This window comes from Sulfitobacter rhodophyticola (genome assembly GCF_041281685.2).
GTDB lineage: Bacteria > Pseudomonadota > Alphaproteobacteria > Rhodobacterales > Rhodobacteraceae > Sulfitobacter.
In genome coordinates this window covers 3,416,909-3,439,958 of sequence record NZ_CP166251.2, presented here as the reverse complement: position 1 = coordinate 3,439,958, position 23,050 = coordinate 3,416,909, and the positions used below count along the sequence as shown (strand labels likewise).

Annotated in this window: 16 protein-coding genes; 12 read left to right on the top strand and 4 right to left on the bottom strand. The window is 62.8% G+C overall.

Annotation, left to right across the window (positions count from 1 at the left end):
- Genes AB4X18_RS17910 through AB4X18_RS17885 form a run of 6 tightly spaced genes read left to right on the top strand, consistent with a single transcriptional unit; the run spans window position 1 to window position 12,096 of the window.
- Window positions 1-366, top strand: a complete 366-nt coding sequence (locus tag AB4X18_RS17910; protein WP_432816865.1) for a GPW/gp25 family protein — start codon at window positions 1-3, stop codon at window positions 364-366.
- Window positions 363-2,915, top strand: coding sequence for a putative baseplate assembly protein (locus tag AB4X18_RS17905; RefSeq protein WP_432816864.1), 2,553 nt, complete (start codon window positions 363-365; stop codon window positions 2,913-2,915). Before AB4X18_RS17910 ends, AB4X18_RS17905 begins: the two co-directional genes overlap by 4 nt.
- The gene (locus AB4X18_RS17900) at window positions 2,912-5,902 is read left to right on the top strand and encodes a hypothetical protein (RefSeq protein ID WP_432816863.1); all 2,991 of its coding nucleotides are present in this window, start codon (window positions 2,912-2,914) and stop codon (window positions 5,900-5,902) included. Before AB4X18_RS17905 ends, AB4X18_RS17900 begins: the two co-directional genes overlap by 4 nt.
- Window positions 5,899-8,088 (top strand): hypothetical protein, encoded by a 2,190-nt coding sequence (locus AB4X18_RS17895; protein WP_370401363.1) that lies wholly within the window; start codon window positions 5,899-5,901, stop codon window positions 8,086-8,088. Before AB4X18_RS17900 ends, AB4X18_RS17895 begins: the two co-directional genes overlap by 4 nt.
- Window positions 8,089-8,100: 12 nt before the next feature.
- Window positions 8,101-11,514, top strand: a complete 3,414-nt coding sequence (locus tag AB4X18_RS17890; RefSeq protein ID WP_432816862.1) for a DUF6519 domain-containing protein — start codon at window positions 8,101-8,103, stop codon at window positions 11,512-11,514.
- Window positions 11,515-11,526: 12 nt separating this feature from the next.
- Window positions 11,527-12,096: a hypothetical protein gene (locus AB4X18_RS17885; RefSeq protein WP_370401361.1), complete on the top strand. Its 570-nt coding sequence runs from the start codon at window positions 11,527-11,529 to the stop codon at window positions 12,094-12,096.
- 112 nt (window positions 12,097-12,208) lie between these two features.
- Here the strand turns inward: AB4X18_RS17885 and leuD are convergent, their stop codons facing one another.
- The 3 genes from leuD to AB4X18_RS17870 are packed head-to-tail and all read right to left on the bottom strand — an operon-like array spanning window position 12,209 to window position 15,023.
- A complete protein-coding gene (gene leuD / locus AB4X18_RS17880) occupies window positions 12,209-12,817 on the bottom strand; it encodes a 3-isopropylmalate dehydratase small subunit (RefSeq protein ID WP_432816861.1) in 609 nt (202 codons plus the stop codon).
- Window positions 12,817-14,223 carry a 3-isopropylmalate dehydratase large subunit gene (leuC, locus tag AB4X18_RS17875; protein ID WP_432816860.1) on the bottom strand — a complete coding sequence of 469 codons (1,407 nt, stop codon included), beginning with the start codon at window positions 14,221-14,223 and terminating at the stop codon, window positions 12,817-12,819. The genes leuD and leuC overlap by 1 nt, the downstream gene beginning before the upstream one ends.
- Window positions 14,220-15,023: a GntR family transcriptional regulator gene (locus AB4X18_RS17870; RefSeq protein WP_370401359.1), complete on the bottom strand. Its 804-nt coding sequence runs from the start codon at window positions 15,021-15,023 to the stop codon at window positions 14,220-14,222. The genes leuC and AB4X18_RS17870 overlap by 4 nt, the downstream gene beginning before the upstream one ends.
- 147 nt (window positions 15,024-15,170) lie before the next feature.
- On the opposite strand from AB4X18_RS17870, the gene AB4X18_RS17865 reads away from it, so the two are divergent.
- From AB4X18_RS17865 to AB4X18_RS17840, 6 genes are read left to right on the top strand one after another with little or no spacing between them, the layout of a single operon-like run.
- Entirely contained in the window at window positions 15,171-15,737 is a 567-nt protein-coding gene (locus tag AB4X18_RS17865) for a nuclear transport factor 2 family protein (RefSeq protein WP_432816859.1), read from the top strand.
- Window positions 15,734-17,422: a hydantoinase B/oxoprolinase family protein gene (locus AB4X18_RS17860; RefSeq protein WP_370401357.1), complete on the top strand. Its 1,689-nt coding sequence runs from the start codon at window positions 15,734-15,736 to the stop codon at window positions 17,420-17,422. The genes AB4X18_RS17865 and AB4X18_RS17860 overlap by 4 nt, the downstream gene beginning before the upstream one ends.
- Complete coding sequence (locus AB4X18_RS17855; protein WP_432816858.1) at window positions 17,419-19,482, top strand: hydantoinase/oxoprolinase family protein; 2,064 nt, start codon at window positions 17,419-17,421, stop codon at window positions 19,480-19,482. The genes AB4X18_RS17860 and AB4X18_RS17855 overlap by 4 nt, the downstream gene beginning before the upstream one ends.
- A complete protein-coding gene (locus AB4X18_RS17850; RefSeq protein WP_370401356.1) occupies window positions 19,479-20,099 on the top strand; it encodes a cysteine hydrolase family protein in 621 nt (206 codons plus the stop codon). The genes AB4X18_RS17855 and AB4X18_RS17850 overlap by 4 nt, the downstream gene beginning before the upstream one ends.
- Entirely contained in the window at window positions 20,096-20,962 is an 867-nt protein-coding gene (locus AB4X18_RS17845; RefSeq protein WP_432816857.1) for an isocitrate lyase/PEP mutase family protein, read from the top strand. The genes AB4X18_RS17850 and AB4X18_RS17845 overlap by 4 nt, the downstream gene beginning before the upstream one ends.
- A complete protein-coding gene (locus AB4X18_RS17840) occupies window positions 20,943-22,328 on the top strand; it encodes an FAD-dependent oxidoreductase (RefSeq protein ID WP_370401355.1) in 1,386 nt (461 codons plus the stop codon). The genes AB4X18_RS17845 and AB4X18_RS17840 overlap by 20 nt, the downstream gene beginning before the upstream one ends.
- Before the next feature lie 110 nt (window positions 22,329-22,438).
- Here the strand turns inward: AB4X18_RS17840 and AB4X18_RS17835 are convergent, their stop codons facing one another.
- The gene (locus AB4X18_RS17835; RefSeq protein ID WP_432816856.1) at window positions 22,439-23,008 is read right to left on the bottom strand and encodes a hypothetical protein; all 570 of its coding nucleotides are present in this window, start codon (window positions 23,006-23,008) and stop codon (window positions 22,439-22,441) included.
- Between the last annotated feature and the right edge of the window lie 42 nt (window positions 23,009-23,050).

Genomic DNA, 23,050 nt, shown 5'->3' with positions numbered 1-23,050 from the left:
ATGATGCTGATTGATTTCCCATATCACTTTGATGGCCGGGACCGGACGGCCGAGGCCGATGAAGCGAGCCATGTCCGCAATCTGATCGAACTGCTGTTGTTCACGAACCCCGGCGAACGTGTGAACCGGCCGGACTTTGGCGGCGGCGTGAACCAGCTTGTCTTTGCCGCCGCCAGTGCCGAAGCCGCCGCAACCGCGGGTTTCATGATCCACGGTGCGCTGCAAACTCATCTGGGCCAGCGCATTTCGGTGGAAGACGTGGTGGCGCGCGCCGATGGTCCGGTGCTGACGATCACCATCATCTACACATTATTGCGCAGCGGCATGACCGACCGGGTCGACCTGACCCTGGGAGAGACGCCATGATCTATCATTGCTGCGATCCAAGGCGCAGGGAGCGGGTCCTAGAGGCCATTGACGATGGCCGCGCCATCAATGGCATTGATTTTCTTGAGGTGCTCGATCTGGAGGCCCCCGCCCCGACGCCGCGCCAGCGCACACTGCTGCTGCGGTTTCTGGATGACGCCCCGTTGCTGGACCCGGAGCAAATCGCGATCGAAGGGGGTGAGCGTGTCACCGGGATTACGGTCGACTGGACAACCCGCGCCGATGCGCCGGTGGTTCCGCCCGCCGAGAGCGATCTTGCGACGTTGCTGCAAGCCCTGCCCGAGCCCGAAAATGTGCTTGTGCTGCGGACGTCGTCAGCGGGGGATTATTCAACCTACCGATTGCGCCTGCTTGGGTCCGAACTTGCCCCACCCGACGGCATTGACCGCATCCTGTCGGTGGTCGACTTTTCCTTCAAGGTCGAATGCCCGACCGACTTTGACTGCGCGCCCGTCTGTCATTGCGATGAAGACCTGCCCCCACCCCCGCCCTTGTCCTACCTGGCCAAGGACTATCAAAGCTTCCGCCGGATGATGCTGGGCCGGATGCGGCAATTGCTGCCCGACTGGCGGGAAAGTAATCCCGCCGATCTTGGCATCACCCTGGTCGAAATGCTCGCCTTCACGGCGGACCGGCTGTCCTATGCGCAGGACGCCGCCGCGACGGAAAGCTATCTGGCCACGGCGCGGCGCCGACCATCGGTACGTCGGCACGCGCGGCTGGTCGACTACATGATGCATGACGGCGCATCAGCGCGGGTATTCGTGCATGTCGCCCCCATGGAGAACGGCAGCGCCAACATCGCCCGGGGGACCCGTTTTCTGACCCGTGTCGGTGAATTCGATGCCGCCATCTCCGATCCGGGCGATCAGGCACGCGCGCTGGCGTTCGGCCCACTTGTTTTCGAGGCCCTTGAAGATCGTGATATCGACGATGATCAGTCGGAAATGGATTTCTACGATTGGGGCAATGACGCATGTTGCCTTCCCAAAGGATCGACGCGCGCGACCTTGCTGGGAAACATCGAAAGCCTTCAGCCCGGACACATCCTGATCTTCGAGGAGGTTCTGGGTCCGTTAACAGGGGAAGCCGCCGATGCCGACCCTTCCAGGCGGCACGCTGTGATGCTGACCGATGTACAGGCGGACCTGACGGATGACCTGACCGGGGACGCGATCACGGAAATACGCTGGGCCGACGAAGACGCATTGCCCTTCGCGCTTTGCCTGTCATCCCGGCTGGACGCATCGGCGGGCGGCGGGCTTGTGCGGGGGGTGAGCCACGCGCTGGGCAACATCGTGCTGGCCGATCATGGCGCAAGCATCGACGATGAGGGACTTGGCGCTGTGCCAACACCCCATCTCAATTACGTGCCGACACCGGATGCCTCCTGCGACCCCTGCGCGCGTCCGGAGCTTGACCCGGTCCCGCCCCGGTTCCGTCCGCGCCTGATTGAACGCCCGGTCACCCAAAGCGCTGCGCGACCTGCCGACGCCACTGGAACTGTCGATGACCCGGTATTCACCTCAGCCTATGCAACGCTTCACGCGCCGGACGTTGTGCGCCTGCCGTGGATTTCATTGCAAAGCGGGGATGAGGCGATGCCCGATTGGTGGCGGCTCCGGCCCGATTTGATTTCTTCCGCGCCGGAGGATCGCCATGCCGTGCTTGAAGTACAAAGCGATGGCGAGGCAACCTTGCGATTTGGCGATGACGGCAACGGACGCAGGCCCAATCCCGGCACCCCGTTCCGCGCCAGTTACCGCATCGGCAACGGGCCGGTTGGTAACATCGGCCGCGATGCGATTGCGCATGCCTTGACCGGTGCCGCCGTCCGCCGCGTCCGCAACCCGCTGCCAGCGGTGGGCGGACGCGCGCCCGAAAGCATGGAAGAGGTACGCCAGGCCGCTCCCTATGCATATCGCCGACAGGAACGGGCCGTCACGACCGAAGATTACGCCGCCATCGCGCGCCGCTTTCCCGACGTTCAACGGGCGGCGGCAACGTTTCGTTGGAATGGCCATGGCCACACCGTCTTTGTCACCGTCGACCGATTTGGCGGGCGCCCGGTTACGCCAGAGTTCGAGGCGGCGCTGATCACGTTCCTCGATGGGTACCGGATGGCAGGCTATGATCTGCAGATTGACGCGCCTATCCCGGTGTCGCTGGAAATCGCGTTGTTCATCTGCGCGGCACAAGACCACTTCGCGGCGCAGGTCCGGCGTGCGGTGCTGGATCAGTTATCGGCTGAGCGGCTGCCCGATGGTCGCACCGGCTTTTTCCACCCCGACAACTACACCTTTGCCGATCCGGTCTACCTGTCGGCGCTTTATGCGCGCGTTATGGCGGTTCCGGGCGTGGCGTCGGTCAAGGCGACGCGGTTCCGGCGGCGCGGGCAACGCAGCAGTGCCGTCGCCCTGCGCGATGGTGTGCTGACCTTCGGCCGGCTTGAGATCGCGCAGTTGGAAAATGACCGTAATTTCCCCGAACGTGGTGCGCTTGAACTCGTCATGGGAGGTGGCAAATGAACGACCTTCCCCTCCGTGTCGGTCATCGCGACCCCGGCCCGCTGCCCGACATCTGCGGCTGCTGCGGCGGCATCCGCCCCTTGACGCCTGCCCCGATCACCAACCGCCCGAATCTGCCACAGATCGGGTTTCGCACCGGTGGCCACGCCCGACATAAGGCCGCGATGTTGGCGGGCCTTTCCTCTGGCACGGCGTTGTCGCTGGCAGGGCTTGGGACCCGCGAGGATTCCGATTTCTCCATTGCGCTGATCGATGCCTGGGCGTCGGCCCTTGAGGTGCTGGGGTTTTATCAGGAACGGCTGACGAACGAGGCCTATTTCCAGACAGCGACCGAACGGTTCTCCATCGGAGAATTGGCGCGGCTGGTCGGATACCGTCTGCATCCCGGTGCCGCGGCGGAGACCGACATGATCCTGCTGATGGATGACCCGCCCGGGGCCGCGCCGGATGTCGCGATCCTTGCGGTGCCCGCGGGGACCCGCATCCAGAGCCAGCCCGGCCCGGAAGAAACGGCGCAGGTTTTCGAGACAATCGAGGAACTTGAGACCCGCGTCGCCTGGAACCGGCTCCGGCCACGGCAGATGGAACTGGTGCTGCCCGTCGCGGGCGACCGCGTCACTTGGGTGCAGGGAACGCCACCCTTCGCTGAGGGTGATCTGCTGCTGTTTGTGGGCGCAGGACGCCAAGGCGATCCCATGGCGGAGGACTGGAACGTGCGCCGCGTCCTGACCACCGAGGTTGAGGCGGATGGCGCGCGGACACGGATCGAATGGGATGCCCCGCTTGAGGATATCGAGCCTACGGGGCTGCAATTGTTCGTGATGCGCGAACGCGCGGCGCTGTTTGGGCACAACGCACCTGATCTCAAGGTCTTTGGAGAAGATCAGCTGGAAAACTTCGGCTTTCAGAGGATTGAAGACGATGATGGCGTGCGGATACAGCGTTTCGGTGACGACACGCCTGTCATTGATTGGGACTTTGACCTGCCCACCATTCCTCCGACGTCGTTGCCCGGCCATTTCAATGGCCTTATCGCGCTTGATGCGATCTACAAAGGCTTTGTCGCCGACAGCTGGATCGTCCTGAGCGCGCGGCAAGGCAAGGTCGCACCCTTCCGCATCCGCAACAGTTGGGATGACGGGCTGACTGCCTATGCGATTTCGGGAAAGGCGACAGGTATCGAACCCGACAGGGTGAATGGCGGGCAGGATTTCCGCGACTTTTACCGCAGCACCTCCGTCTGGGGCGCCAGTGAAGCGCTCGACTTCGCTGAACGGGCGATTCCGTCTTTTGTTGCTGGAACGCACATCCTGCTGGACCGCCGCGTCGAGGGTTTGCCGGAGGGGCGCCGCCTTGCCCTGCGCGGGCCAAGGGCACGCGTGCGGCTGACCAGCGGCACGCTGAGCCTGACCAGCGAACACGGGCAGATCCGAAAGATCGAGGCAGGAAAGGAATTGAGCGTCGTTGCCGTTCAGGAAGTGCCCTTCGTCTTCACCGTTTTCTTCTTCGTGATCCTGGCAGAGCTTGGCGACATATTTGAAGCACCCGGCGGTGGTGATGGCCCCGATTTCACAGGACCCATGATCCTTGCCGATGCCGGCGGTGGCGGCGGCGGAGGACCGGGTGAGTTCGGAGGTTCAGGCACGCTGACAGGGAATGAAGAGGCCGATGATGGGATCCAGTTGCCGACGCTCCTGAATTGGACGCTGGAAGACGCCGACGGGTTCACCGGCACGGTCTCTGCCTTGCCCGGCGTGTTCGTGACGGTGCCTGCCCATGATGAAGATCCAATTGTTGCGGAAATCGCGATACTCGACCATGTGGAGGCCGCCGGACCGCTCCGTTCGCGGCTGATCTTCGAAAGCGCACTGATCCATGTCTACGATCGCGCGGGCCTGTCCATACATGGCAATGTCGCCATGGCCGCCCACGGCGAGGGCGCCACCGAAATCCTCGGCGCGGGTGATCCCACGGTGCCGTTCCAGAAATTCGTTCTGGGTCAAAGCCCTGTGACACACCGATTGGCATCGACGCCCACAGGAGTGGACAGCACGCTGACCATACGCGTGGATGGTGTTGCATGGGACGAGGTGCCCGATCTTTATGATCGCGGGGCCGATGCGCAGGTTTTCCGCACGGTGCTGACGGACGAGGGTCAGACCATCGTGGAATTCGGCGATGGGCATTCCGGCGCGCGCCCCGATCCGGGGCAGGACAATATCGTGGCGGATTTCTCCAGGGGCCTTGGCCGCGCGGGTAACCTGCGTGCAGGTCAATTGAGCATGCCGCTGGATCGTCCCCTGGGCCTGCGCGAGGCGTTCAATCCCATCCCCGCCACGGGCGGTGCGGACCCTGAGGCTGCCGAAGACGCAAGACGCAATGCACCTCTTTATACCCTGACCCTGGGGCGGGTCGTCTCAATCACCGATTACCGGGACTTCGCCCTTGGATTTCCGGGCATTGCCAAGGCCGAAAGCCGCTGGGTCTGGAACGGTGTGAACCGCCGGGTCGTGGTGACGGTCGCCGGAGAGGATGGAGAGGTTTTGCCGCCGGACGGGCCGACGCTGGGCAATCTGCTGGATGCTTTCCGCAATTTCGGCGATCCGCTGGTGGGGTTTGACATCATCACTTACGCGCCGGTGGTCTTCCATCTCGCGCTCAAGGTTGCGGTCGATCCCGCGCATGACACCGACACCGTCCTGGCAGCGGTTGAGACCCGCTTGCGCGCCGATTTCGCCTTCGCCGCGCGTGATTTCGCGCAGGAGGTGGCCCTTAGTACTGTTGCCGCGTCCGCCCACGCGGTCGACGGCGTGGGCGCGGTCGATATCGACCGGCTCTATCGTGCGACCAAGCCGCAGACCAAGAAGAAGGCGCATGACCGTCTTGTCGCCTTGCAGGGGCGCAAGGACCAAGATGCCGGGTTGCTGCCAGCCGAAATCCTGACCCTCGACCCCGGACCGTTTGACTGGCTGGAGTTGATGCCATGACCCGGATCACGCCCGAGGCCCTGTTTGCCCTGCTGCCAGCGCACATCCGCGTGCGCGACGCGGACATGGGTGGGCCGCTCGAAGCCTTCGTGGCGCTTCTGGCCCGTGAAGGCGCGGTGATGGAGGAAGACATCGAGCAGTTGCTCGACAATGCCTTCATCGAGACCTGCGCGCCTTGGGCAGTGCCGTATGTCGGTGGCACCATCGGTTACCGCGCGCTGCACCCCATCGCGGGCGAGGTCGCCGGAACGCGCGCGGAAGCGGCGAACACCATCCCCTACCGCAGGCGCAAGGGGACGCCAGCGGTCCTTGAGCAACTCGCATCCGATGTCACCGGATGGCCTGCCAAGGTTGTCGAGTATTTTCAGCTTGTTGCGACCTGCCAGCACATGAACCACATCCGCCTGTCGCCCCGTGGCATCGCCGATCATCTGCCCGCACGGCCGGATCACCATGTGACCCCTGATCTGCGTGATCCCGCGCGGCTGGAACGGCTGGGCACGGCCTTCGATCCGGTCACGCGGTCCATTGACGTCCGCTCAATTGAGCAAAGCGCCGGTCGCAAGAGCATCGGGGGGCGCCACCATCTGCCCAACATCGGGGTCCATCTTTATCGCCTGTTGCCGCTTTCGGTCAGCCGTGTCGCCCTGCGCCCGGTCGAGGATGGCGATACGCGGCGGTTCCTGTTCGATCCCTTGGGCGCACCACGGCAGCTTTTCCAGTTTCCGCTGCCGCAGGACGCGATCACCACGCTCGCCCGACCCGAACATATGCCGCTGCCCATCACGCGCCGCGCGCTCGATGCCGAACCGGGGCTTTGGTACGGGCAAGACCGTGGTTTTGTCCTTTGGCAAAGTGAAGCAGCGGTTCCCCCGTCGGACATTGTGGCCTGCGATCTTTCCGACGATGGGCCGGGATGGAACCATGCGCCCCATCCTGTCGGTGCCAAGCCGCTTATACGCGTCGACCCCGAACTGGGAAGGATCAGCTTTCCGGTGGATCAGGACGATCCGGTGGCGGCCACGTGGCATCGCGGTTTTCCGGGCAGGATCGGCGGTGGCGAATATGATCGGTCCGGCGAAGTGGCACTGCGGGCGGGTGACGCGCCGGTGGTGGTCAGCAGCGACGCAACTGACCTTGTTCAAGCGCTGGCCGACTTGCCCGCATCCGGTGGAATCGTCGAAATAGACAGCTCGGCAGTTTTCGATCTGCCCAGCCCGTTCGTGATCGACGCAGACCCCGGCGGCGAAATCATCCTGCGCGCGTCAGACGGCCGACGCCCCATCCTGCGCGGCGATCAGGTGACCCTGCGCGGCGGCGAAAATGCCCGGATCGAACTGAACGGCATGGTCATTGACGGCGGTCCGCTTGTCATCGAACCAAATGGCGATGGGATGTCACTGTCCGACGTGCGATTGCGTCACGTCACGCTGATCCCGGGTCTCAGCTACACCGCGGCGGGCGGCCCTGCGTTTCCGGGCGCGGCCAGTATCACCGTGCAAACCATGGGATCCGAGATTGCAATGAGCGCCTGCGTCTCCGGCCCCTTGGTGCTGAGCGACACGGCAACGATTGATATCGTCGACAGCCTGATCGACGCCGCCAGCGCCGACCCGCTGGACAGCCTGCGCGGCACTGCAATCTCCGGGCTTGGCGGCGTCCCCGCCGGAAGCCTGAGCATGGCAGGCACAACGGTAATGGGGCGCATCGCGGTGCGTGTCATGCCGTTGGTCTCCAACTCCATCCTGCGCGCCGCCGCGCCCGAAGATGAGGTGCCGGTTCAGGTCTTGCAACGCCAGGAAGGGTGTCTGCGCTTCAGCTTCGTACCCATCGGCTCAATCGTGCCGCGCCGCTATCGCTGTCAGCCGCAACTGGCAATCGACGCCGCAATCGAGGCCGAAGAAGAAGCGATGAATGTCCCGCTGAGCGCGGTTCAGAGGGCCGATATCGGAACGTGGATCGCGACCTGGCTTGTGCCGTCCTTCACGGCTGTTTCGTCTGCCCACCCCGCCTATGGCCAGCTGCGTCAAGCCACCCCGATTGAAATCCGCGAAGGCGCCGAGGACGGCGGAGAGATGGGCATCTGGCATCATCTGCACAACCCACAAAGAGAAACCAACCTGCGCATCCGACTGGCGGAATACCTGCGCTTCGGGCTCGAGGCGGGCCTGATCTTTGAAACGTAAGGAGGATTAACGATGGCCAGCGATACCAGCAGAGTCACTTTTGACCCGCACAACAGTTTTTCCGGGGTCTTCCTGCAACAGGGCCGCGCCGTTCTGGACGCCGACTGGAACGAGCTTGTCGCGTTGTTTCAGCGTCGTATCCGCACGGAGACGGTTGATACCATCGGGCGCGCCGTTGTGCCGATCGAGACGCCGGAAGGTTTCGAAATCCGCCTGACGAACGATGGCGGGCTGGAGTATGGCCGTGGGCGTTTTTATTGCGACGGTTATTCCTGCGAGAGTTGGGGACAGGCGGAATTTGACGGCACTCCGGTGGCGGGGCTTGACCCGCCGGTCTTTGACCGCGCACGGCCCGGCGATAATGGCCCCGAAGGTGTACTGGACGAGATGATCTCGACCGAGGACGGCGATTTTGTCCCTTTGACGGAACAACCCTTCTGGCCGACGCCGGAAGGACTGAGCCAGACCGACGCGGCGGGCAATTTAAGGGGGACGCATATCGCCTACCTGGTGTGTTGGGACCGTGAGTTGCATCCCGTACAACATCCCGACCTGCTTGACCCAGCGCTCGGCGGTATCGACACCACGACCCGATCCCAGACCGTATGGCAGATCCGCCTGCTTGAAGTGCCGCAGGGCACCCGTTGCGACACACCCGATGGTCAAATCGAGGCATGGTCGGACCTGATCCAGCCGTCAAACGCGCGCTTGAGCGTCGATACCATCGACATAGAGGACCCCGAAGACCCCTGCATCGTTCCGCCGTCCGACGGTTATGTCGGGCGCGAGAACCAGCATTACCGCGTGCAGATCCACGATATCACCGAAGACGGCGCGCCGCGGATCAAGTTCAGCCGGGAAAACGGCTCCGTCATCGCAGCGGTAGAGGCGATTGAGACCCCTGCCAACATCGTCACCGTCAACAGTATCGGGCGTGACGCGAAGCTGTCTTTCCGCGAAGGCGACTGGGTTGAACTGACGGATGATCATCGCGAATTCAATCACCGTTCCGGGCGGATGTTGCGGATCGTGCGGGTCATGGAACTGACCCGCCAGATCGAATTCGATCGCGCAATCGATTCCGCCGATGTGGGCACGTCGGGCGAAGATGGCGCAGACCTTGTTCCCACGGGACTGGGCGGCGATACGCTGAACGCAAGGCACACCCGCCTGATCCGCTGGGACCAGTCCGGTGAGTACGAATTTGACAACGGTAATCCCCCCATCGACCTGCAGGAGACCGAGACCGAAGGCCTGATCCCGATGCCGCTTGACGGCTCAGCGGTTCATCTTGAAGCGGGGATCACCATTGCGCTGACGACCGATGGCCCGGGCGATCCGCATACCATGGATTGGTGGAGCTTTTACGCGCGCACCGCAGGCACGCAGGTCGAACAACTGGTAAATGCCGCGCCGCGCGGCATTCAACGGCATTACGCGCGACTGGCGGTCGTCAATCCGGCAAGCGGTTTTGTTGACGATTGCCGGATCTTCTGGCCACCGGCATTCGAGGGCGGCGGCGATGGCGAAACGGAGCATTGCGGTTGCACCGTTTGCGTGACACCGGAACAGCACAACTCAGGTGCCCTTACGATTCAGGCCGCAATCAATCAGGTGGAACAACAAGGTGGTACCGTGTGTCTTGATGGGGGTGGCTATCTGTTGAATTCCCCGATCCGGATTGCCGACCGTTCCGCCCTGCGCCTTCAGGGGCAAGGCATCGAGACCGTCCTGACGTATATGGGGAATGGGGCGGCCCTTCAGGTCGCGGACGGAACGGATGTGGTCCTCGACCGGTTCTCGCTCTTTGTGTTCCCGCAGGAGGATGATTTCGGGAACATCCCGCTCACCTATGGAATCACAGCGATGAATACCTCGGCGCTTTTGTTGTCTCGGCTGAATGTGGCGGTGTTTGTTGGCACGGCGTCGGACCGTATTGACCAGGCCATCGCCCTTGACGGGGCGCAGATCGGCACCGTGATCGAAAACTGTGTTGCACTGGCCCCCATCGCCCTTGGATCGCGATCTTCGTTTGATGCCACAAGCGATGATCCCGATGATCCCGCCTTTGTCGGCTTTGTCGAGATGCGTGTGCGCGATTGCACCTTGTTCGGGGGACGAGATGGGGTGCATTTCGACCGAAGCGCGGTGAACCTTGCGGGCGCGGATTTCACCGGCAACCTCATTCTGGCCACCGCCGTGGGCATGCAGATCAATTGGGCAGACCTGCCCGCGGCAAGCCTTGCCATCGAAGGGGCAACCGTTAGTGGCGGGACCTTCGGCATGGTGCTGGGGGCTGGTGACGCGCGGGTCATGAATTGTGAAATCACTGGCGGCGCGGATGTCGGTGTCGGCATCCGTTCGGTTCCCAATCTGCTGCCTGATGCGCGCACCGATTTGCGGGTGATCGGGACGGGCATCACCGATATGGGTGGCGCGGGAATGATGCTTGCCGGACGACACAGCGCTGTGCTTGTCAAACAGAACATCATTCGAAGGTGCGGCACCGCAGCCATCGCGGTTTCTCCGCAGGCTGAGATTGACCATTTGTCGATAGATAACAATCACCTTGAGGACATTGCAGGCAGCCCAAGCGCGGAGGGTGCTGCGGCCGTCGTGCTGACAAGCACCGCGCGCACCCATGTCGCGGGCAACTCCATTCAGGGCGTTGGCCGACTTGGACAATCGGACGCGCTTTATGCCGGGATCGCGGCAGAGGGGGTCGCCCGCCTGACCATCAGTGACAATGAAATTGCCGGTATCGGGCCTGACAATCCGCAGGTGCGTGCCATCGGCATTGTCGTGCGACGCCCCTACGGCGAACTGGCGCTGCACGGCAACCGGATTGAGGCGCGCGACGGGCTGGAGGTGATTTCGACATGGTCAGCCATCGAAATCGGCACGCCATTCGATGACATACCGGACCTTGACGGGGATGATGGCGTGGTTCCGACCCCGGCATCCGGGAACTACACCACGCTGCCGCGCGTCCCACGGAACGAGGTTGCCTATGTGGCGCTGTCCGGTGACGTGATGCGCCTGACGCCTACGGGCATTGCGCGCGCCTTTGCCAGCCGACAGTCGACCGCCGCCATCACCAGCTCGCAACTTGCCGCGGATATGGACTTGTTGCGGCCTTTGGTGACCGTCTTTGACGGTAACCTGCAAAGCCTTGATGTCAGCCACAATCAGCTGACGCAGACGGGGTCCGGAACCGGTGATTTGCCGCCCCTGATGGTGCTGGGGGCACAGCGGATCAGCGTGGCGTCAAACACGCTGCTTCACCGGCGCGAGGTACCTTCGATCCTGCTTCATACCGGCGGCAACCGTGCCGCCACACCGATCGGGAACATCACACGGGTCCCCATTCGGATGAACGGTGCACCCCTCCCTGCCCCGTTCGACCAGCTCAACATCGTTACCTGATCGGAGACGACCATGATCACACGCATTGTCCGCATCGACACCGAGACCGATATCGCCAACCTTGCCCGCGCGCTTTATCGCGTGGAAAAGGGGCGCGGTGGTGAAAACCTGATCAAACGGGCAGAGGCCGCCCTGATTGCTGCGAACCCGGCGCTGAGGGATGAAAAGACGCTGGTGCCGGGGCGTCGCATCATCGTGCCACAGATTGAGGGGCTCGCGCTGACCACGCGTGTCACCGACAGCGGCGAGGCCATTGGCGCGCCTGCAGCAGAAGCGCTTGGTCGGCTCAGCCAGATCGCCATGTCGCTTGAGCTTGGAGAGGAGACCGCGCAGTTGCGCCGCGAGCGGCTGCTGGAACAGGCACGCAGCGATGAAATGAAAGCAATCGTCGAAAGCGATCTGGAAGGTGGGTCAGACCTGCTTGAAAAGGCATTGGAGGCGACGGCGCGTCAGTATGAAACGGACAAAAGGCAGATACACGATCTGCGCGCCGCCATCGATGCCGCCAGAGGCGCGTTCGATGCCATCGCCCAACGCGGTGATGCCCGACCGAAACGACAGCGCGACTATCGGCGGCGTTAGGCGGCTTTCTGAAATCGGAGAGGTCCGTAGAAGGCAAGCCAGCTTTTTGGCTAATGCTTCTGCGCGCATTCTGTTTGTCGAAGCGGGATGACCTCAGGACATGGCGGCGCCATTACCGCTTGGCAGGCCAGGCCCAAGGCGCATCGCGCTGGCGTTCTTCACGATAAGTCGCAATCGCGTCGGTATGCTGCTGTGTCAGGTCGATGTCATCCCAACCGTTCATCAGCTTGACGCGCCAGCTTTCATCCAGATCGAAGGTTATCCGCAGGTCACCGCAGCGGATGCATCCCGTTTCCAGATCAATCTCGACCTCCGCTGTCCCATCATCACAGGCGGCTGTCAGTTGATCCGCCTCGGACGGGGTCACCCGGGCAGGCAACAGGCCGTTGTTGACCGCATTGCCGGCAAATATATCGGCAAAGCTCGGCGCGATTACGGTGCGAAATCCGGCATCCACAAGCGCATAAACCGCCGCTTCCCGAGAGGAGCCACTGCCGAAATTCGGCCCTGCGATCAGAACGCTGGCCGCGCCGAACCGGTTGAGCGGGAAAGCAGGATCAAGCGCGCCCGCATCAAGGCGACGCATGTCGTGCAGCAGGTAATCGCCATAGCCCGCGCTGCGCGGCGTCGACATGAAACGCGCCGGGATCAACTGATCGGTGTCGATGTTGTCCCGCGGCAGCGCCACCGCCGGCCCCTTGTGATGCACCCAGCCCGCCATCAGACCGCGCGCCCTTCCAGCAGCGGCCGCACATCGGTGATCGTGCCGGTCACGGCCGCCGCCGCGACCATGGCAGGTGACATCAGATGGGTGCGCGCACCAGGTCCCTGCCGGCCCCTGAAATTGCGATTGGTGGAGGAGGCGCAGCGTTTTCCCGGTGCGACGATATCGCCATTCATGCCCACGCACATCGAACATCCCGCAGCGACCCATTCCAGCCCCGCATCGGTAAATATCCGGTCCAGCCCCTCCTGCTCCGCCCGCGCCTTGACCAGTGCCGACCCTGGTGAAACCGTCCCCGGCACGCGCGCCTTGCGCCCTGCAAGCACGGCCGCAGCGGCGCGCAGGTCTTCTATCCGGCCATTGGTGCACGACCCGATAAAGACCTGATCCACCGCCGTGCCTGCAATCGGACGTCCGGCGGTCAGGTCCATGTAATCCAGTGCCGCGCGGGCGGCATCCGCCTTGCCGGCGGGCAAGGACGCCGGATCAGGAAGGGCGGCGGTCACCGGCAGTGCGTGCTCCGGACTGGTGCCCCACGTCACGGTCGGTGCGATTTCCGAGGCATCTAAACGGACTTCCTTGTCAAATGGCGCGTCCTTGTCAGATGTCAGGTCGGCCCAGACCGCAAGCGCCTGATCCCACGCTGCCCCTTGTGGCGCGAAGGGACGGTCTTTGAGATCGTCGAAGGTGGTGGCATCGGCTGCGATCATGCCCATGCGCGCGCCGCCTTCGATGGACAGGTTGCACAGTGTCATGCGCCCCTCCATCGTCAGCGCTTCGACCGCGCTGCCTGCATATTCCACCGCATGTCCAGCAGCACCACCCGTCCCCAGCCGCGCAATCCAATTCAGCGCAATGTCCTTGGCGCTGATACCCGGGCCAAGGGCGCCATCGACATGGATCCGCATCGCCGCCGGCTTTTTCTGCCAGATCGTCTGGGTCGCCAGCACATGCGCGACTTCGGTGGCCCCGATCCCGAATGCAAGCGCGCCGAACGCGCCATGGGTCGAAGTGTGACTGTCCCCGCAATTGATCAGCAACCCCGGCAGTGTCAGCCCCTGTTCGGGGCCGATCACATGCACGATACCCTGACGGGGATCATTCAGATCAAACAGATGGAGGTCGTGGGCCGCCGCGTTGTCGCGCAATGTTAGGATCATCCGCCTGATCTGCGCGTCCATCCCTGCGCCACGCGCCCGGGTCGGGGCGTAATGATCGACAACCGCAAAGGTCAATTCCGGTGCTGAAAGGGACGCGCCACGCGACGCAAGCTTGGCAAAGGCGTGGTGCGATCCTTCATGCACCAGATGGCGGTCCACCCACAATAACGAAGTACCATCGGCCCTTCTGAGAACCTCGTGAGATGACCAGAGCTTGTCGAGCAACGTCTGCGGCGCTGTCACAACGTGCCCTCGTCCGCTTTGCCGATTGCGGGCTCCCAATGGCGGCCCTGCCCGTCGCCCACGCGGGTCAACGGCATTTCAAGGCGGAACATGTCAGGCCGGTAAAGCCCCGACAGGTATTCGACCCCCTGACCCGTCACATCACGCACGACCCGGCGCAGCGACAAAAGCGCCGATCCGACCGCAACCCCAAGCGCTTCGGCGACCTGTGGCCCGGCAAGTGTGGCCGACACCGACTGGTGCGCTTCGCTGATCTGCACGCCACTGCGTTCCAGCAACCTGAACAAGGGTGTCGTGGCAAGATCGTTTTCAGAATAATTGCGGGCGATGGTCGCGGGCACATAGGTCGTCAGATACGAAAACGGCACGTCATTCGCACTGCGGATGCGGGTGGCGATCTGGACCTGTTCCTGCGGCGGGATGCGCAATGCGGCAGCGACGAATTCGGGGGCGGTGTCATAGGAAAAGGACAAAAGGCGTGCTGTCGTTGTCTGTCCCATCTCGACCAGCTGCGGCATCAACGTGGCAAGGTTCATGGCGACCGGTGTCGCTTCATGTCCAGCGGCCTTTACGGTCGTGCCGCTGCCCGCCCGGCGTTCGACCAATCCCGCACCCTCCAGCGCATCAAGCGCGCGACGGATGGTGACCCGCGACACCTTGAATTCCGCCGCAAGCTTCTGTTCGGACGACAGGTTGTTGCCGTCCCGCAGTCGGCCATCCTTGATCTGATCGTGCAACGACAGGTACACCTGCTGCGCCTTGGCGCCTTTGGGAAGCAACGATTTGGCAGGTTTGTTCACGGTTCGCGGTCCACTCGGGTCTATACTGATGGTATCTTTGCAGGGCAGAATTTCAAGCATCCGCCCCTATTGTATCGCTTCTTTTTGTATTAGACAAAGACCGAAGCTGTATTATCTATAGGACAGATTATTGGGGGGAAGGATCGGATGCCGATCGTGGAATTGCACATCCTTGAGGGGTATACATCTAACGACAAGCAGCGACTGGGTACGGTTCTTACCGATGCGGTCCGCCTTGTGGTGCCGGCCCCGCCCGAGGCGATCACGATCATGATCCATGAAATGCCGACCGATCGGTATTATCGCGGCGGGGAACAGCGCATGGGCGCGCCCGCACTGGAAGATCCCGCCAAGGTCGTGCGCGCGTTTCTTGATGCGATGCAGGCGCGGCAACTGGATCAGGCGCGGGCGCTGCTGGCGGACGGTTTTGTCATGCAGTTCCCCGGCTCCCCTGCACTGACCCGCCTCGAAGATATGGTGGATTGGGCGAAACCGCGCTACCGCTTTGTCACGAAAACCTTTGATGGGTTCGATACGATGCAAGGCGCGGGACAGGCGGCCGTTGTCTATTGCCGGGGGACCTTGTCGGGCGAATGGCCCGATGGCACGGCATTTGATGGGATACGCTTTATCGACCGGTTCGAAGTGGCGGGCGGCAAGATCACCAAACAGGACGTCTGGAACGACATCGCGGAAACAAGGGCGCAGACATGACCGACATTGATCCGATCACCCTGTCCGTTCTCGCAGGCCGGATGGAACAGATCGCAGATGAAATGGACGCCACGCTGTTTCGCGCCGCGTTCAACCCGATCATTGCGGAAGCGCATGATGCCAGCCACGGCCTGTATCACGCCACAAGCGGTGACACGTTGGTGCAAGGTAAATCAGGACTGCCGATCTTCGTGGGTGTGATGTCTTTCGCCGTCAAGGCGGTCATCGAAAAGGCCGACAACGAGCTGCAGGACGGGGACATCTACATTTTCAATGACGCGCACATCGGCGGTACCCACCTGTCCGACATGCGGCTTGTGCGGCCCTACTTTCGCGACGGCACGCTCTTTTGTTATCTGGCCAGTGTCGGGCATTGGCACGACGTTGGTGGTGCTGTGCCGGGCAACTACAACCCCGGCGCCACGGAAGTCTTTCAGGAGGCCTTTGTGCTGCCGCCCGTACGGCTGGCGCGCGGCGGCGAGATCAATCAGGACATCATCGACATCCTGTTGCGCAACACCCGCCTGCCGCAATCCGCCATGGGGGATCTGAACGGGCAACTGGGCGCGCTTGATCTTGGCATAAAGCGGATGGATGAGCTTCTGGATGAATATGGTGCCGATACGGTACGCGCCGCCCTTGATGCGCTGGGCCACCGTGCCGAAGCCCTGATGCGGGCCGAACTTGAGGGCCTGCCCGACGGCCGCTGGGAAGCCGAGGATTTTCTGGACAACGACGGGATCACCGATGAACGCCTTGCCATTCGCGTGGCCCTAGAGATCAAGGGGGACAGGATGACGCTGGACTTCGCAGGTTCAGCCCCGCAATGCGCGGGTCCGGTCAACATCGCACTGCCCACCACCGTCGCCACCGCCTATGTCGCGATCAAGCATATCTTTCCCGCCCTGCCTGCCAACGCGGGCGTGATGCGCCCAATTGATGTTCTGGTGCCTGAAGGCTCCTTGCTGTCCGCTGAATTCCCGGCCCCCACGGGTGGTTATACCGAAACGATTCTGCGCATGATCGACGTGATGTTCTCGGCCTTCGCCAAGGCCGCACCGGACCGGGTGGTGGCCAACGCCTATGGCACGATCAACGCGCTGTCCATCGCGGGCAAACGCGCCAACGGGCAGCCTTGGGTGATGTTCAGCTTTTACGGCGGCGGGCACGGTGGGTCCGCAGAAAGCGACGGCCTTAACCATGGCAACGCGCCCATTTCCACAGCGACGATCCCGCCGATGGAAATCCTCGAAGCGGCCTATCCGGTGATGTTCCGGCAATGGGCATTGCGGCCTGACAGTGCAGGCGCCGGCGCGCATCGGGGCGGTATGGGTGCGATCTATGAAATCGAGGTGTTGGAGGAAAACGGTGCGGAGGCCTTCCTGTTCGGGGAGCGGGGCCGCTTTGCCCCCAAGGGTATCGCATCAGGCGGTGATGCCGCGCTGAACGTCTTTTCCTACGAACAGGACACCGGATGGGAAACCCCGCCGCTGGCGTCCAAGATGCGGGGGATCAAGCTGCGCGCGGGACAGGCGGTCCGGCTTGAGACACCGGGCGGTGGCGGATACGGGCCGGCGGATGCGCGCGCGGCCCCCGACATCGCGCGTGACGTGGCACGCGGACTTATGACCGCCAAGGCCGCAGACACCGCATACGGCACCGCCTGGCGGGAGGTTCCGCAATGAACAGGCGGATGATCGGTGTCGATGTGGGCGGCACGTTCACAGATGTTTTCGTACTGAACGAAGCCGACGGCACGGCATCGGTGGCCAAAGTGCCGACCACGCGCCCGGACCAGTCGGGCGGGTTCATGGAAGGCATATCGCGCGAGGTTTCCGATCTGTCGCAGGTCGCGGTGGTGGTCCACGGCACAACAGCCGGTACCAATGCCCTTCTGGAACGCAAGGGCGCGCGCACCGGGGTGATCTGCACGCAAGGTTTGCGTGACGTGTTGGAAATGCGGCGGCGTGACCGGCCGCGCACCTGGGGGCTGCGCGGTGATTTTGAACCCGTGGTCGACCGCCGCAACCGCCTTGAAGTGCCCGAACGCACGTTGGCGGACGGCAGCATCCGCACACCCGTCGATCTTGAAGCCGTCCGCGCCGCCGCAAAACGCCTGCGCGATCAGGGCTGCGAAGCGGTCGCGATCCTGTTTGCAAACGCCTATGCCAACCCGCAGAACGAAGCCGCCGCCGTGGCCGCCGTGCGCGACATCTGGCCCAACCCCCATGTCTCCGCGTCCTCGGAAATCCTGCCCGAAATCAGGGAGTTCGAACGCTTTTCCACCACAGCATTGAACGCTTATCTGCAACCGGAAGTCTCCGGTTACATCGGCAGACTGGAAAGCGCGCTAAGCGATGGCGGATTTGACGGCGAATTCATGATCGTGCAGTCGAACGGCGGCGTGATGGCCGTTGACACCGCCTGCCGCCTGCCGGTGCGCACGGCTTTGTCTGGCCCCGCGGCGGGTGTCATCGCGGCGGGGTATATCGCCACGGCAGCCGGGTTTGAAAACGTCATCACCGGCGATATGGGCGGCACCAGTTTCGATGTGTCGCTGATCGCTGGTGGCCAATCCATGCTTTCCCCCCAGACCTCCATTGATTTCGGCATGGTGGTCCGCACCCCGATGATCGAGATCACGACGATCGGCGCGGGTGGTGGCTCCATCGCCTGGGTGGACAAGGGCGGATTGCTCAACATCGGGCCGGAAAGTGCAGGCTCCGACCCCGGACCGGTGGCTTACGGTTTGGGCAACGACCGCCCCACGGTGACAGATGCCAACGTGGTACTGGGCCGGATCGACCCGGAAAGCCCCATCGGCGGCAAGCTGGACCGGCTGGACGTGGCGGCCGCGCGCAAGGCGATTGACACCCATGTCGGGACGCCGCTTGGCCTTGACACGCTTGCCGCTGCCGAAGCGATCCTGCGGGTCGCCAATTCCCGCATGGCCGGTGCCATACGTCTGGTCAGCATCGAACGCGGCTTTGATCCCAAGGTCTTTGCCTTCATGCCTTTTGGCGGGGGTGGTGCGCTGCATGCCGGTGCGATGCTGGCCGATGTGGGCATCGCGCGCGCCATTGTCCCGCGCTATCCCGGTGTGACATCCGCCATGGGGTGCGTGATTGCCGACATGCGGCAGGATTTCGTCCAGACGATCAACACCCTTGTCAGCACGCTGGACGAAGACAATCTGCGCCGGTTCATGCAAACCCACGTCGAACAGGGCATGGCGCTGCTGGATGCGGCCAACACCACGTTCGAGGCGCGCGAACTGCGCTTTGAGCTCGACATGGCCTATGTCGGACAGACCCATACCGTCTCCGTCCCGCTGGAGGTGCAGGTGAAGGACGGTCAGGTGACCAGCCCCACCAAGGCGCAGATCGATGCAGCCTTTGATACGGCGTACGGCGCGACCTTCGGGCGGCTCCTGAAAAATGGGGTGCGCCGCATCATGAACCTGCGCAGTGCGGTGACCGGCAAGCGTCCCAAATTCGACCTTGAAACCCTTGCACCAGTAACATCCGGACCGGTCAAGCCAAGGGCGACACGGCCCGTTCACTTTGACGACGCGTGGTTCGACACGGCGATTTATGATCGCCTGACCCTGCCGGTCGGCACCCTGATCAGGGGGCCCGCCATCCTCGAACAGCCCGATACGACCGTGCTGGTCGAACCTCACCTGCAGGCGCGCGTCGATGCCTTCGGCAACACCATCATCGAACCATCGGAGGGCCAGCCATGAGCACGCCGCAAGACTGGGACCTGACCCGCACGGCCCTGCTGACGATTGACCTGCAGAATGACTTCATCCACGCCGAAGGCGCGTACGGACGGGCGGGCCAGGGTGCGCAGGCAATTGCCGATCTGCCCGACCGCATTGCACCATTGATCAAGGCGCTGCGGGCGCAGGGCGGGCATTACATCTCCGCACAATTCACCTTGGTGCCGGATGGAAAGGGCAACCCGCTGATCGCCCCTCATCTGAAAAAGCTGCGGCCCTTTCTGACCAAGGGTGACTTTGCACCGGGCAGCTTTGGCAACCAGCTTGTAGATACGCTTTATCCGGCTGATTTTGTTATTGAAAAGGTCGCCTATTCGGCGCTGTATCAGACCCGGCTGGAATACATCATGCGCGCGGCGGGGATCGACAATCTGATCGTCGGCGGCATTGTGACCAACGGCGGTGTCGCCTCTACCCTGCGCGACGCGCATCTGCGCAATATTGAAACCGTGATGTTGACCGATGGATGCGCCGCCTTCCGCGATGACGTGCACGATGCAACAATCCTGTCGCTCGGCACGGTGACCCATCAGATGGACTGCGCCGCGGTACAAAGCTGGTTGGAGGAAGCGGCATGACCCTCAAGGCCCGCCTTGCGCAAAAGGAGATACTTGTCGCGCCGGGCATCTATGACGGGCTGACCGCGGCACTTGCGACCGCGGCAGGGTTCGAAGCGCTCTACCTCAGCGGGGCGGCGGTGGCCTATACCCGGCTTGGCAGGCCCGACATCGGCCTGACCTCCGTCACCGAAATGGCCGACGCGATGACCCTGATTGCGGACAGATCCCCCCTGCCCGTGATCATCGACGCGGACACCGGTTTCGGGAACGCGTTGAATGCACAACGCACCATGCGCCTTTATGAACGCGCGGGTGCGTCGGCGCTGCAGGTGGAGGATCAGACCTATCCCAAACGCTGCGGGCATCTGGCGGACAAGGCTTTGATCCCGGCCAGTGAAATGGCGGGCAAGATCAAGGCGATGGCCGATGCCCGCGCGTCCGAACAGACGCTGATCACCGCGCGCACAGACGCCATCGCCGTTGAGGGATTTCAAGCGGCCATCGACCGGGCCGAAACCTATCTGGAAGCAGGTGCAGATGTCCTTTTCATCGAAGCGCCGCAAACCCGCGCGCAACTTGGCGATATCAGCCGCCATTTTGCCGGTCGCGCGCCGCTTCTGGCCAATATGGTGGAAGGGGGCGCCACCCCCATGACCGACGCCGCCGATCTTCAGGAACAAGGGTATGCCATCGTGATCTTTCCCGGTGGCATTGTCCGCGCCGTGGCGCGCACCGCGCGGGATTATTACGAAAGTCTTGCCCGGCATGGCAGCAATGCACCCTTTGCAGAACGGATGTTTGACTTCAACGGGCTCAACACCGTGATCGGCACCCGTGAAATGCTGGCGAAAGGAGCAACCTATGATCGCGGTGACAGCTGACGTCGCCCCGCCGCCCCCCTCCTTCGATCTGGAGGCTGAAACGCTGATCATCGGCGCAGGCGCCTGCGGCTTGGTGGCGGCCCTTGCCGCGCACGAAGGCGGGCAATCCGTTCTGGTGGTCGAGGCGGACGCGGTGCCCAGTGGATCGACAGCGCTGTCTGCCGGGCTGATCCCCGCGGCGGGAACGCAGGTGCAGAAGGCCGCAGGGATCAGCGACACTGCCGCGCTTTTTGCGGATGATATTCAGGCCAAGGCCAAAGGTCAGAACGATCCCGCGCTTGTCGATCTGCTGGCGGGAACGTCAGCGCAGGTGATCGATTGGCTGACGGACACCTTTGATCTGTCTTTCAGCGTCGTCGACAACTTCGACTATCCTGGACACAGCAGACGGCGGATGCACGGCTTGCCCACCCGGTCCGGGGCGGAGCTGATCGATGCGCTGCGCACGGCATGTGAAAACGCGGGCATCGATATCATTTGTGAACGGCGCGCCACACGGTTGTTCCAGGATCAGAAACGGATGGCAGGCATCGCCGTGACGCGGCCCGACGGCGCGGTGGAGACCATTGGCTGCAATGCGCTGATCCTTGCCTGCAACGGGTTTGGCGGCAACCGGGACCTCGTGGCACAGCACATGCCCGACATCGTCGATGGGCTGTGGTTTGGCCATGACGGCAACCGCGGCGAAGCGGTTTTGTGGGGTCAGGCGCTGGATGCGGATGTTGTGCACCTTGGGGCGTATCAGGGACACGGCAACGTGGCCCACCCGCATGGAATTTTGATCACCTGGGCTGTCATCGCCGAAGGTGGCGTGCAGGTGAACCGCGACGGAGACCGTTTCTGGAACGAAGCGCAGGGATATTCCGAAGCCGCGCGTGCCGTTCTGGCGCAACCGGGGGGTGAAGCCTTTGCCATCTTCGATGGACGGATCGCGGAAATCGCGCGCCAGTTTGAAGATTTCAAACGGGCGGAAGCCGCAGGTGCGCTTCATGTCTGCGATACGTTGGAGGCATTGGCCGAAGGTCTTGGGTTGCCTGCCGCGCAGCTCTCGCAGAGCATCAATGAGATACCCAGCGACGGCACCGACAGTTTCGGGCGCACCTTCGGCGGCACCCGGTTGCACCCTCCGTACTACGGTGTGCGTGTCACGGGCGCGTTGTTCCACACCCAAGGAGGGCTGAAAACCGATGAAAACGCCCGGGTGCTGCGACGTGACGGGTCAGCCATTGCGAACCTATTTGCCGGCGGCGGGGCAGCCTGCGGCGTGTCCGGCCGGTCCGACAGTGGGTATCTTTCCGGCAATGGCTTGCTGAGCGCGGTTGTTCTGGGGATGCTGGCAGGGCGCGCCGCGGCGGACAACGGCTAGCCATGGCACGTCATACCACTTCAACGGAGACACGGTTCGTATTGATTCTGTTTGATAATCATCAGATATTGCCAGCCTGCGTCGCACACGACCGGCTGGCAAGCTGACGCTCAAAAGAACGCTTCGGCGTTCAAGCCGACGGTAATCGCGCCGATCACTTGACCGCTGGCGGGATCGGTGATCGCGAAAGACGCCTGTCCCTGATAGGTCTGCGTGCTTTCATCCAGTTCGATTTCATCCACGAACATCGCGTTGGCACCGATTTCATAGGTCTTTTGAAACTTCGCCTCATCCCCTTGCCAATAATCGGAAGTTACAGCGCTTGACGCGACATTGAGGCCGCGGCTGTCCATGACGAAGACTTCGGTGATGCGCCCCTCTGAGTTCGCCACATGGTCCCTCAGGAACGCGGACAATGGCGTAGAAAGAACGCTGTCGATCATGGGTGTCGAAGCACTGCCCACCTCGTCCCGCCATGCGGTGTCACGGGTGATGATTTCGTCCTGGCTGAGGCCGGATGTCGCTGCATTCTGTGCCGTGATGCCTGCAACGATCTGTGGATCATTGATCCAGCCCTTCAGATCACTCTCGATATAACTGGCCATGGCGGGGGGCGCGTCGGCGGCCATCATCGGGGTGGCAATCGCGAGGGTCAGCGCGGTCAGGGTGGCACGAAGCATGCTTGATTTCCTTGCAGCAAGAGCACCCGATCCGGTGCGTTG